This window comes from Tenacibaculum insulae (assembly GCF_964512435.1).
GTDB lineage: Bacteria > Bacteroidota > Bacteroidia > Flavobacteriales > Flavobacteriaceae > Polaribacter > Polaribacter insulae_A.
This window is the reverse complement of record NZ_OZ208512.1, coordinates 2,755,969-2,768,765: the sequence shown is the minus strand read 5'-3', so window position 1 is coordinate 2,768,765 and position 12,797 is coordinate 2,755,969. Positions and strand designations below refer to the sequence as shown.

At 32.5% G+C, this 12,797-nt stretch carries 12 protein-coding genes; all 12 read right to left on the bottom strand.

The annotated features are described in order from the left end of the window. Window positions 1-19 precede the first annotated feature (19 nt). Window positions 20-1,318 (bottom strand): threonine synthase, encoded by a 1,299-nt coding sequence (thrC, locus tag ACN5J5_RS12680; protein WP_418645260.1) that lies wholly within the window; start codon window positions 1,316-1,318, stop codon window positions 20-22. Window positions 1,319-1,373: 55 nt separating this feature from the next. Beyond that, entirely contained in the window at window positions 1,374-2,306 is a 933-nt protein-coding gene (locus ACN5J5_RS12675; protein ID WP_418645259.1) for a homoserine kinase, read from the bottom strand. Window positions 2,307-2,371: 65 nt separating this feature from the next. After that, window positions 2,372-4,813 carry a bifunctional aspartate kinase/homoserine dehydrogenase I gene (gene thrA / locus ACN5J5_RS12670; RefSeq protein WP_418645258.1) on the bottom strand — a complete coding sequence of 814 codons (2,442 nt, stop codon included), beginning with the start codon at window positions 4,811-4,813 and terminating at the stop codon, window positions 2,372-2,374. Window positions 4,814-5,123: 310 nt separating this feature from the next. After that, window positions 5,124-5,510: a YchJ family protein gene (locus ACN5J5_RS12665; protein ID WP_418645257.1), complete on the bottom strand. Its 387-nt coding sequence runs from the start codon at window positions 5,508-5,510 to the stop codon at window positions 5,124-5,126. Window positions 5,511-5,518: 8 nt separating this feature from the next. Then, window positions 5,519-5,875: a hypothetical protein gene (locus ACN5J5_RS12660; protein WP_418645256.1), complete on the bottom strand. Its 357-nt coding sequence runs from the start codon at window positions 5,873-5,875 to the stop codon at window positions 5,519-5,521. Window positions 5,876-5,942: 67 nt separating this feature from the next. Beyond that, window positions 5,943-6,605, bottom strand: a complete 663-nt coding sequence (nrfD, locus tag ACN5J5_RS12655) for an NrfD/PsrC family molybdoenzyme membrane anchor subunit (protein WP_418645255.1) — start codon at window positions 6,603-6,605, stop codon at window positions 5,943-5,945. Then, window positions 6,578-7,162, bottom strand: coding sequence for an NrfD/PsrC family molybdoenzyme membrane anchor subunit (gene nrfD / locus ACN5J5_RS12650; RefSeq protein WP_418645254.1), 585 nt, complete (start codon window positions 7,160-7,162; stop codon window positions 6,578-6,580). The genes nrfD (ACN5J5_RS12655) and nrfD (ACN5J5_RS12650) overlap by 28 nt, the downstream gene beginning before the upstream one ends. 148 nt (window positions 7,163-7,310) lie before the next feature. Continuing rightward, window positions 7,311-8,438 carry a 4Fe-4S dicluster domain-containing protein gene (locus tag ACN5J5_RS12645; RefSeq protein ID WP_418645253.1) on the bottom strand — a complete coding sequence of 376 codons (1,128 nt, stop codon included), beginning with the start codon at window positions 8,436-8,438 and terminating at the stop codon, window positions 7,311-7,313. 60 nt (window positions 8,439-8,498) lie between these two features. Next, entirely contained in the window at window positions 8,499-9,128 is a 630-nt protein-coding gene (locus tag ACN5J5_RS12640) for a cytochrome C (RefSeq protein WP_418645252.1), read from the bottom strand. Further along, complete coding sequence (locus ACN5J5_RS12635) at window positions 9,125-9,808, bottom strand: nitrate reductase cytochrome c-type subunit (RefSeq protein ID WP_418645251.1); 684 nt, start codon at window positions 9,806-9,808, stop codon at window positions 9,125-9,127. Before ACN5J5_RS12635 ends, ACN5J5_RS12640 begins: the two co-directional genes overlap by 4 nt. 3 nt (window positions 9,809-9,811) lie before the next feature. Beyond that, a complete protein-coding gene (locus ACN5J5_RS12630) occupies window positions 9,812-12,136 on the bottom strand; it encodes a molybdopterin-dependent oxidoreductase (RefSeq protein WP_418645250.1) in 2,325 nt (774 codons plus the stop codon). 3 nt (window positions 12,137-12,139) lie between these two features. Beyond that, on the bottom strand, window positions 12,140-12,379 hold the full coding sequence (locus tag ACN5J5_RS12625; RefSeq protein WP_418645249.1) for a hypothetical protein: 240 nt from the start codon (window positions 12,377-12,379) through the stop codon (window positions 12,140-12,142). Window positions 12,380-12,797 lie beyond the last annotated feature (418 nt).

The window sequence follows — 12,797 nt, the reverse complement described above, 5'->3', positions numbered from 1 at the left end:
AAGTAATTTGTATTGAAAATTAAGCATTCAAAAAAGCTTTCAAATCGTTATAGGAGCTAATTTTTATAGATTTTTTTTCTTTATCTATAACAGATTTAATCTGTTTAGGAATAGCAATTTTAATATTTAATGAATTTTCTACTACCTCTAAAAACTTAACAGGATGCGCGGTTTCTAAAAAGATACATAAATTAGTTGGATTTTCTTTTTGATATTCTTTAGCACCTAAATATCCAACTGCTCCGTGAGGATCAGCAATATAGTTGCTTTTTTTATAAATAATTTTCATCGCTTCTTGTGTTTCGTCATCAGAAAAAGAATAAGATGAAAAAGTGTTTTTTAATGCCTTAATATCATTTTTAAATAATTCTTGAATACGGATAAAATTACTAGGATTTCCTACATCCATCGCATTAGAAATTGTTGCTTTTGATGGTTTTGGTTTGTAAATTCCATTTGCCAAATAATTAGGTACGGTATCGTTTATGTTGGTGGCAGCAACAAAATGTTTAATAGGCAAGCCTAATTTCTGAGCCATAATACCTGCACAAATATTCCCAAAATTACCACTTGGCACTGAAAAAACAATGTCTTTTTGTTGTTTGTAAACTTGTTTGTAAACTTGTTTGTAAGCTAAGAAAAAGTAAAACATCTGTGGTAACCATCGAGCAACGTTAATTGAATTTGCTGAAGTTAATACACGGTTAATTTTAGCATCTAAAAAAGCAGTTTTAACCATATCCTGACAATCATCAAAAACACCATCAACCTCTAAAGCAGTAATATTTTTACCTAAAGTGGTTAATTGTTTTTCTTGAATGTCACTTACTTTTCCGCTAGGATATAAAATAACAACATCTACACCTTTTACATCTAAAAACCCGTCAGCAACTGCTCCGCCAGTATCTCCTGAAGTAGCAACCAATACCGTAACTTTATTGTTATTATTTCTGTTAAAATACCCTAAACAACGTGCCATAAAACGAGCACCAACATCTTTAAAAGCCATAGTAGGACCATGAAAAAGTTCTAAAGTACTTGTGTTTTTATCTACTGGAATTACTGGGAAATCAAAAGATAAAGTTTCACTAATAATCTGTTTTAATGTTTCAGTTGGAATTTCATCTCCTACAAACTGTTTAATAACTTCGTAAGCTATTTCGTTGTTAGAATAGGCATCAATATTTTTAATAAATTCTTTTGATAAAGGTGTAATGTTTTCAGGAAAATATAAACCTCTATCTGATGCTAATCCGTTTACTACAGCATCTTTAAAGTTAACGTTAGGTGATTTTTTATTAAGACTATAATAGTTCATTTTTTTGTTGTTTGTGTTGTTGCGTTTAGCAATAATTTATGAGCAAAAGTTGTTATTATTCCGATTCTAAAATACGAACACCTTCTGTGTTTATTTTTGATGAAAAAAGTGTAAAATCAATGTTTTTACCTGCATAAGAGTTTTGGATAGCTTCTTGTACTTTTTTAGCAATTTCTTTGCCTTTACACAATGCAAAAATGGTAGGGCCAGATCCTGAAATTCCTGCACCAAGAGCACCTGATTTGATGGCTTCACTTTTAACTAAATCGAAATGCGGAATTAAATGTTTACGAGCAGGTTCAACAATAACATCGATTAACGAATTGCTAATTAATTGATAATCGTTGGTGTATAAACCGCTTACTAATCCGCCTACATTTGCCCATTGGGTAACAGCGCTTTTTAAAGGAACGTTTTTAGGTAAAACGTCTCGAGCATCTTTTGTTTTTACTTCTATTTGTGGATGTATTGCTACCAATTGTAATTCATTAGGAACCGGTAGTTTTAGAATATCTAAAGGATCATAACTTCTAATAAGCACAAAACCTCCGTAAACAGCAGCAGCAACATTATCGGCAATTGGAGTGCCGCAAGCAGCTTCTTCTCCTAACATAGAAAATTTTGTTAATTCTAGGGTTGAAAAAGGTTTGTTTAATAATTCGTTAACACCAAAGGCAGCACCAGCAGCACTAGCGGCACTACTGCCCAAACCGCTTCCTGGAGAAAAACCTTTGTGCATGGTTATTTCAATACCAAAATTAACAGGATGCTTTGCTAACATTGCTAAAGCAACAACTCCTGCTGCATTTTTGGTAGGATCTAAGCTTAAGCCGTTTGCTCCAGTAATTTTTGATATTCGGACTCCTTTTTCTGTTGTTTTTCTAAAAGTCATTTCATCACCCATGGTGTCTACAGCAAATCCCATAGAATCGAATCCGCAAGAAACATTGGCTACTGTGGCTGGGGCAAATATTTTTATATATTTCATTTTTTATGCAATTAATAGCAAGTTGATAGCTGTATTTACAGCTTGTTATTGATTTTAGCTTAAATTTATCTGTTTCCTACTCTAATAATATCGGCAAAAATTCCTGATGCGGTAACATCTGCACCAGCACCAGCACCTTTTATTTGTAGTGGATTTATAGGGTATCTATCAGTAAAAAATAACACGATGTTATCACTTCCTTCTAAGTTGTAAAAAGGATGGTCAGACGGAATATGTTGTAACCCAACTTTTGCTTTACCATCAGAAAATTCAGCAACATATTTTAAACGACAATTTTTATCATTTGCTTCTTTAAAAATTTGTTGAAAATCCGCTTCAAATTCGGTTAAACTAGCATAAAATTCATCATTATTAGTGCTTTTTAAGCTTTTTTCTGATAAAAACGAGTTGTTTTCAATGTCAAATAACTCTAAATTATATCCGCTTTCACGAGCAAGAATTAATATTTTTCTGGCAACATCAACACCACTTAAATCAATTTTAGGATCTGGTTCTGTATAACCTTCTTTTTGAGCTTCGGTAACAACATCATGAAATGTATTGGCAACATTAAAATTATTAAAAACAAAATTTAAACTACCCGATAAAACGGCTTGTATTTTATGAACTCTATCACCTGAAGCAACTAAATTTTTTAACGTGTCGATAATAGGTAAACCTGCGCCAACATTGGTTTCGAATAAAAAAGGTGCTTTGTATTTTTTTGATACAGTTTTTAATGTTTTGTAGTTGTTTAAATCAGAAGCACAGGCTATTTTATTACAAGTAACTACGGCAATATTATTACGTAAGTATTTTTCGTAAATTTCTGAAACTTTTTGATTCGCAGTATTGTCTACAAAAACAGCATTACGAAGGTTGTAGCTTTTTGTTTTGGCAAAAAAATCATCAAGAGTTGCTGGTGTTCCGTTTGTTAATAATTCTTTCCAATTATTTAAATTGATACCATTTTCATCAAAAACCATTTTTTTAGAATTGGCAATTCCAACAACTCTAAGGTTCAATTTTAAATGTTCCTTTAAATACTGTTCTTGCTGTTGTATTTGGGCTAATAAACGCTCACCAACATTACCAACACCTGTAACAAACAAGTTTAATTGTTTTACTTTTTCTTCAAAAAACTGTTCATGCAATATGTTTAATCCTTTTTTAGCATCTTTACTATCAATAACTGCGGATATGTTTTTTTGTGAAGCGCCTTGAGCAATGGCTCTAATATTTACATTGTTTTTACCCAAAGTACCAAACATTTGTCCGCTTAAACCTTGATGATTTTTCATGTTGTCACCTACTAAAGCTAAAATAGCTAAGCCTTGTTCTACAATCACAGGTTTTATTTTATGACGTTCTATCTCTATCTCAAAAGCATCGTTAATTGCTTTGGCTGCTTTTTGGGTGTCCTCATCATAAATACCTACACAAATAGAATGTTCAGAAGAGGCTTGTGTAATTAAAACAACATTAACATCTTGAATAGAAAGCGTTTCAAATAATCGTTTTGACACTCCAGATACTCCAACCATTCCACTACCTTCTAGTGTTAACAGCGTGATGTTTTCTATATGAGTAATTCCTTTTACAAGGTTTTTACTTTTAACTTCTTTGCTAATTAACGTACCCACATTATCTGGTTCGAAAGTGTTTTTAATAACAATCGGAATTTCTTTTTCTAATACTGGTTGTATAGTAGGAGGGTAGATTACTTTTGCTCCAAAATGAGACAACTCCATCGCTTCTTGATATGAAATTTTCGATATAGGAAAAGCTTGTTTAACCACACTAGGATTTGCAGTAAACATTCCACTTACATCTGTCCATATTTGTAGTTCACTTACATTTAATGCAGCAGCGTAAATTGCTGCAGTATAATCAGAACCACCTCTTCCTAAAGTTGTTGTTAAACCACTTTCTGATTTTGCAATAAATCCTGGTAAAACTGTAACTTGGTGTGCGTTGTTATTAAAAAAATCTTGACAATTTTTATTTGTAACAGCAAAATTTACCTGAGCTTTATCAAAAAAATTAGAAGTACTAATAAGTTCTCTACTATCTTTATAAGTAGCATTTAAGGTGTTTTTAGCAGCTTCAGAAATAATATATGAAGATAATAATTCGCCAAAACTACTAATAGTTGCCATTGTTTTTGGGGTTACTTCTTTTAAAAGAAAACAACCTTCTAGTAACGTTTGTAATTGGTTAAATAATGTGCTAACTTCTTGTTGTACTTTATCTTGTGCAGTATTGTTTACTAAATCTGCAATAACTTGTACGTGTAGTTCTTTTACTTCATCAAAAAGTATGGTGTATGATGCATTATTATTGGCAGCATTATTTGCAGCTGCAATTAATTTATTGGTAGTTTTACCAAATGCAGATACGACTACTGCTATTTTTTCTTTTGAAGCAGTATTTGTTACTATTTGAAGTACTTTATTAATGTTTTGACTATTGGCTACTGATGAACCTCCGAATTTTAAAACTTTCATTTTAAAAGATATAAATGTAATTAATGATATTTTTTATGGATGCTATTTATCTGTTTTCAATTTTTTGAAAAAATAAATATATATAGGATGATATGTATAGAAGATAACCCTTAAAGGGTAATAATGATAATGCGAATAGTGCGAATAAAAGAAGATGTCGTAAAGTTTACGGCATTTAAAGAGATTGTATTTCTTTTATTGTTTAACATCGGTTCAAATGTATGCTTTTTTTTTAATGATTTTTAATTTATGTTGTATTTTTATCATCAAAATAACAGAAAGACTAAATATTGTGTAATTTTATACAGTGTTAGTTAGCATTAAGATATACCCAATGCTTATTTTCTTTACAAAAAGAGGAATTTTCATGAATTACGTCAACTTTACCGTTTTCCATAAAAAAAGCATTAAACTCAACAGTACCTTCTAAATCGGTAATTGAGCCTTTACTTGTGTTTAAAACCTCTAATTTGAGCCATTTCACAGACTTTGTCCATGATAAAATTTCTTTTTTTTCTTTATTTGAAGGACGTGTGCTAGAGTGATGACTTTCTTGTAAGTAATTAATATTAGCTAAAACAAAAGCACTGTATCTAGATCGCATTAATTGTTCCGCAGTTAAAACTGTTTGTATATTTTGATGTGCTTTTTGGCAACAAGTGCTATATTTTTTTGATGGATTACAAGGACACTGCATAAAAAAAGCTAATTTAAAAGTTCATTTTCTTTTATTCTAAAACAACGCTCTTCACCTAAGTATAACGGATTTCCGTGTTTTTCAGACCAAAAACCATCTAAAATATCTTTAGAAATACATTGATAAACAACCACTCCTTTATATATGTTTTTATCGGCACCTTTGTAGTTAAAATTGATGACTAAAATATTATTTTTAAAAAAACCAGCACCAATTTGTTCTTGTTCATTATTAATAAGCCACTTAGCAATAATTCGCTTATTAGCATCTAAAGCTAAAGAAAGCACACCTTTATAAGTGTACTTTTCTGCATCTTGGTTATTACCAATAATGTTATATTTTCCTACTAAATCTTCAACTGTCATTTTGTAAATAAAAAGGTAAAGCTACCATAAATTATAGCAATAACAAAAGAGTAGGTGCGTATCAATTTTATTTTTTCTTGTACCTCATCTTTCCTATTTCAATTTGAATTGCCGTTCTAGCCAATACCGTAAAAATAAGTGCACCCATTGCCCAAATACCTAAAGTAACACCAATTTCAATTCCTGTAGGTGTGTATTCAGCTATTTTACCATAAGGTCCAGGTATAAATCCAGGAACGATTAATCCGAATCCTTTTTCAATCCAAATTGCAATAAATAAAATTGTACAGGCAAAAAACAATACTTTAAAATTATTACGAAGTTTATGAAACGTTAATAATACGGTTGCGATTACATTTAAGGTAATGGCTGTCCAAATCCAAGGTAACAACGCCGTTTTACCGTGCAATCCAAAAAATAAATAATAAGCACTTTCACTATGGTGTGTAGGTGCGTAAAATTCTTTAAATAACTCAGAAACTAACATAATTAAGTTAATCTGAGCAGCAACAGTAACCACTAAAGCTAATTTTTTAATGGTTTTATTTTCTATTTTAAACTCGGTATAGGTTCTAATAATAGCCAATACCAAAATAATTAAAGCAGGACCCGCTGCAAAAGCCGAAGCTAAAAAACGAGGTCCTAGCAATGCTGTATTCCAAAAAGGTTTTGCTTGTAATCCTTGGTATAAAAAGGCGGTAACTAAGTGAATACCAACAGCCCAAAACACTGAAAGTATAGCACCGGTAAATACACATTTTTCTTAGATTCTTTTCCTTGATAATGCCTAAATAGTATATAAAATGGAATACTAATATTAATAAATAAGTAACCGTTTAAGGCAATAACATCCCAAGTTAACATTGAATTTGGAAAGTTAAAAACACCTATAACCGGCATCATATGCCATAAAACAGAAGGACCTCCCATATCGGCAACCACAAAAGCTAAACACATAATTAATGCGGCAACCGCTAAACCTTCTCCAATTAATACCGCTTGTTTAAAGTCTACATCTTTTAAAACATAGGTTGGCATTACTAGCATAACTGCCGCTGCAGCCACCCCAACCAAAAAAGTAAAATTAGAAATATACAATCCCCAACTTACCCGATCTGTCATTCCTGTAACACTCAATCCGTGTTCTAATTGAATGGAGTAACAATACATACCAATTAGCATTATTAAGGTTAAAAAACCCATCCACAAATGATATCTTTTAGATCCTCGGGTAATAACATCTAAACTGTCTTTTATTAAACTTCCAAAAACTTTAAGTCTTCTCATTTTATTTTTTATTATAACTCTTAGTATATTTTTTTAGGGCGTTCCCTAACGGTCGGGCTTTCCGTTAAATCTTTTATTTGACAACTTTTCCGCTCCGCTCAAAGAGTCAAATAAAAGGATACCACTGCAATCCCTAACGCAAAATCAATTAATCCATAAAATACCAGAACTTTGGTTCAGTACCTAAATCTTCTTTTAATCTGAATACTTTTTTATTTTCTAACACCCAACGAATGGTACTTTCAGGATCTAATAAATTACCGAAAATACGTGCACCAGTAGGGCAAGCCTCTACACAAGCAGGATTTTTACCAGCTCTAGAACGTTGCACACAAAAAGTACATTTTTCCATCACGCCCTTTTTACGCATTCTATTTCCTAAATAATGCTGGTTTTTGTTTACTTCCTCTTCAGGAACTTCAGGTTTACTCCAGTTAAAACGACGACCATCGTAAGGACAAGCTGCCATACAGTATCTACAACCTACACACCAATCGTAATCAACCACTACAATTCCATCTTCTTCTCGCCAAGTAGCTTGTACCGGACAAACTTCTACACATGGTGGATTATCACAATGAAAACATTGAGTTCCCATATAAAAATGCCCTTCAGCAGGTACTTCATGATAATAATTATCATCTGCTTCATTAAAATTAAACCCTTTTCCGTCTTTCATTTCATGAATACGGATGTATTCCATTTGCGAATTTCTATCTTGATTATTTTCCTCCACACAAGCACTTACACAATCCATGTATCCTTGGCACTTTGAGATATTAAAAGCGTACCCAAACAACACATCTTCTTCGGCATTTTTATTAGACATGCTAATATTTTTACCGGTACGTAATTGGTACGAACGCACTAATCGATCAACAGTTGCGTTTTTCTCTTTGTCGTCCATCAATTTATAGTTTCCTTTAAATTGCTCTTCCCAGTCTATTTGTGCTTTTTCTTTTGATTCTTCGCTCGATGTAATACTTGTACACGAAGAAGCTGCACCTGCACCAATTAGTAAACTTGCAGTTAACTTTTTAAAGGCAGATCTACGATCCATTTTTACATCAAAAACCTGATCAAAACCATCTTTATGTCTTTCATCACCAATAGCAGCATCAACTGCGGCTTCAAAAAATTCTTCGTTACTTAATTCTTCTTTAGGTTTATGAGAATCACATCCGTTAGAAGTGCTACCACAACCACATCCTCCAGAAGATTCTTGCTTGGTTGTGCTATTTAAATTCAACCTAAAATATTTTCCAATTCCACTCATATATTATACTTTCTATAAAATTGTTAGCATCCAAAAACTGATGTTAAACAAATGTTAGGTTTATTGTCGTTGTTTTTCTTTTTTGGTATTAAATCGCGCAGGCCATTTGGTATCAAAACCTGGCGAATGCGGATTATGACAGTTTACACAAGTCATCGATGCTCTTGGAGGAGCCCAACTTGCTATCTTTTTTCCGTGTGCGCCACCTGTCCAATCTTTATATTGTTTTTGATGACATTGACTACATAATTTATAACTATTATTAAAGTCGATTTTATGTCCTGTTATACTTCTTAAATCATCCATATTACTTCCGTTATGGCAAGTAGTACAACTCATGGTATTGGCATTAGCATGATTTAATTTGATATTCCAGTGTGCTTTTTTTAATCCTTTACGTTGCATTTGCTGTAAAGGTTTGCTATGACATTCGGTACAAGCGTATGATTTTATTTCGCCTTTTCGTTCGGGAATAGAAAAAGTAATACCATTTTCGGTTACTTCTACTAATTTTAAATTTCCAATATATTTTTCTGATGAAATAGAAGTACCGTTATAATGTTTACTTTTTGCTTCAATTTTATCGGTAACACTATGATATTCATCTTCTTTATGCTTACAAGAGGCGGTTATCAACAAAAAAGTGATACTTAAAATCCAAAAATGTTTTATGTAGTTTGTATTTATCATTGTTTTCTTATAAAATCTTTAATGGCTGTAAGTTCTTTGGTATTTGGTACGTGACATTGCCTACAATTAACTCGCTCAGGATGCGATACTCTAATTTCTTTAGGAGCACTTGGTCCTGCATGACACGCCAAACAGTTTTCGCGTAATTGTGTTTGATGTGGTATTACGGGCGGACTTGTAACTAAAGCATTATTGTTACCAACTTTAGGAGCGTGTACCTTTGCAAAATTACCAGATTTAAATAGCGATTTTGATTTTTGAGGTACATGACATTGTTTACAATTTACCAATTCAGGATGCGGAGTTACAGGGGTATAAGCGTTAAACTTAGCTACAAAACCACCGTTTTCATGACATTTTAAACAAGTATTATCACCTATATTCTGACGTTCTTCTATAGCATGTGGAATACTTGGAGGCGCACCATGATAGGCTCTATTATCATAATAATCATCTAAACTTCTTTGATGCTCAAAATCAACAGGCATATTGGTATAATCTAAAGCATGTTCGGCTCGTTTAAAAACACCAGCTTCTGTAGGGATTATAGGTGCTGTTTCGTTTTCTTTTACTGGGATATAAGCTTCTTCTTGCCCTTGGTAATAACTATAATTCCAAATAGTTATAAAAGCAATAAAAAGCAATACAAATAGCGATATGATACCTAATCGTTTTCTCATAACTTATGCTTTTTCTATTTTAACAGCACATTTTTTGTAGTCTGGTTCTTTAGAAATCGGACAAAAAGCATCTAAAGTAACATCGTTAATCATCATGTTTTCATCAAAAAACGGTACAAAAACTTGTCCTCTTGTAGGTAATCCTCTTTCGTTGATAGATGCAGGTAAAATACAAGAGCCTCTTCGTGAGGTTACTTTTATGTTTTCCCCATTTCTAATTTGCATTTTTTTAGCATCTTCTGGGTGTAATTCAACATAAGCATTTGGTACAGCTTTATGCAAAACGGGTATTCTTCTTGTCATAGAACCAGTGTGCCAATGCTCAATAACACGACCTGTGTTTAGCCAAAACGGATAAGCTTCGTCTGGCATTTCAGGTGCAGGTTCGTAAGGACGTTGCCAAATAACTGCTTTACCATCAGGTTTTCCATAAAAATGAAAATCTTCTCCGTTAGTACAAGCAGGATCGTATTTTGAATTGAATCTCCATTGGGTAGATTTTCCTTCAACATAAGGCCAAATAGCTCCTGATTCTTTCTTTAAAACCTCTAAAGGTGCCATTCCGTGTTTTGCGCCTTCATGGAACTGACGGTATTCGTTGTATATTTCTTCTACGTGATTTTCTTTACTGTACGGAAATAAATCGCCGAATCCCATTCGTTTAGCAACTTCAATAAACATCCACGCATCTGGAGTAGCATCTCCTGGAGCTTCTACCATTTTATCCCAATGTTGAGTTCTTCTTTCAGAGTTACCATAAACTCCCGATTTTTCGATATGCCAACTTGCAGGTAAAATAACATCAGCAACATCCGAAGTAGGAGTAGGGAATACATCAGAAACGACTACAAAACAAGATTTTTTCTCCATCGCAGGGCGATAACGACTTGTTTTTGGTAAGGATACTAATGGATTCGTAGCTTGTGTCCAAATAAATTTAATTTCACCTCTATCTACAGCTCTAAACATTTCGGTAGCGTGATAGGTAGGTTTAGCGGGAATTCTATCTACAGGAACTTTCCAAATTCTTGCAGCCATTTCTCTATCTTTTTTATTCATTACAACTCCGTGCGGTAATTTATGTGTAAACGTACCTACTTCACGAGCAGTACCACAAGCAGACGGTTGTCCTGTTAAAGAGAAAGGTCCGTTACCAGGTTGTGAAATTTTACCTGTTAGTAAATGAATGTTATATACTAAGTTATTCATCCAAGTTCCTCTGGTGTGTTGGTTCATTCCCATACACCAATAAGAAACCACTTTACTGTTTGGGTTTCCATAAATAGCAGCTAAATATTTAATATCCTTAACTGATACTTTAGAGTATTTTGCTACTTTTTCAGGCGTATAATCTTCTAAAAAAGCTTTGTATTCTTCAAAGTTTATTTTTTCAGGCTTGTCTTTAAATTTAAAATTATCTTCTAAACCATAGCCTATATTTGTAGTTCCTTTATTAAAACTACAATGTTTTTCTACAAACGATTTATTTACCCATCCATTATGTATTATTTCATAACAAATAGCGTTTGCTACCGCTAAATCTGTTTGAGGTTCAAATAAAATAGATTTATTTGACGCCATACTAGAACGTGTTGTTCTGGTTGCAAAATCGATAATTTTAGCACCTCTACTATTTTTTTGAGATAACATTCGTGAAAACAATACTGGGTGCATTTCTGCCATGTTATTTCCCCAAGTAATAAAGTAATCAGCATGGTCTATATCATCATAACATCCCATTGGTTCATCGGCACCAAAAGTGGTTAAAAACCCGGTAACAGCACTTGCCATACATAAACGAGCGTTACAATCTAAATTATTAGTACCAATAGCTCCTTTCATCAATTTAGAAGCAACATAGCCTTCGGGAATTGTAGATTGCCCTGAAGTATACATTGCAACAGCATCTTTACCGTGCTCTTTAATGGTTTCTTTCATTTTATTAGCAACAATATCTAAAGCATCGCTAATTGGAGTTTTTACATAAACGCCATTCTTTTTTACCAAAGCATGCGTTAATCTGTCGCTAGATTGAATACACATGGTTTGATGGTATCCTTTAACACATAAGAGACCTTTATTTACGGTAGAATTTGGATCTCCTTTTACAGCAACGGCTTTTCCATTTTCTACACCAACTAAAATACCACAACCTACACCGCAAAAACGACAAGGTCCTTTTTTCCAATCTAAATTTCCATCAGGTATTCCAGCAAGTTGTTCGTTGGCAAAAATAATTCCAGGAAACATAGTCGCTGCAGCTGTCATTGCTGCTGTAGCAGCCATTTTTTTTACAAAACTTCGTCTACTTGTTAAAGAGGCGCTCATATTTTATTTGTTTTTTGGTGTATTAAATCCTGAAACCAAGGCTAGCAATTTTAAACTCTTTATGGTTTCAATAGTTTCTTTTAAACTTTTATCTTCTGCATCATCTTTTGTTTCGGTAACAAGAACAAGTACATTTTTGTTCTCAGCAGGAATTATTTCGCATCCATCAATAAAAGAAAGCGCTTTTTGTAACTCTTCTTTTTGTCCTTCAAAAGGATGTGCTAAATAACTTTTTATTGGCATAGTAAATAATAGTTTAATTGTTTTACAAATTAGAGAATTATTAAATAACAGTTATATGACAATTATCATTGTTTTTGGTTATAGATGTATGTAAATATAAATAATCATTTTTAAAGAATTGTAATACAAGTGGTTAGTTCGGTGTTTTGAAATCGTTTACGTGTTAGTTTATTTTTAATCTAAATAAAAAAACTCCTATATTTACTTCATAAGTAGTAAAATAGAAGCATGGTTAACTTTATTTTAAGGGTGATTTTGTTTTTTATTTAAGAACTATATTAAAAGAAAAAGTAAAAAAAATACTATAAAAAAATTCTGATAATTAGTTTTAAAACTAAATAAAAGACAAAAATATCTTTTTATGATATTAATCATGTTTTTAGATAATTTACTACTTTAATTTTGTGTATAATTTAAA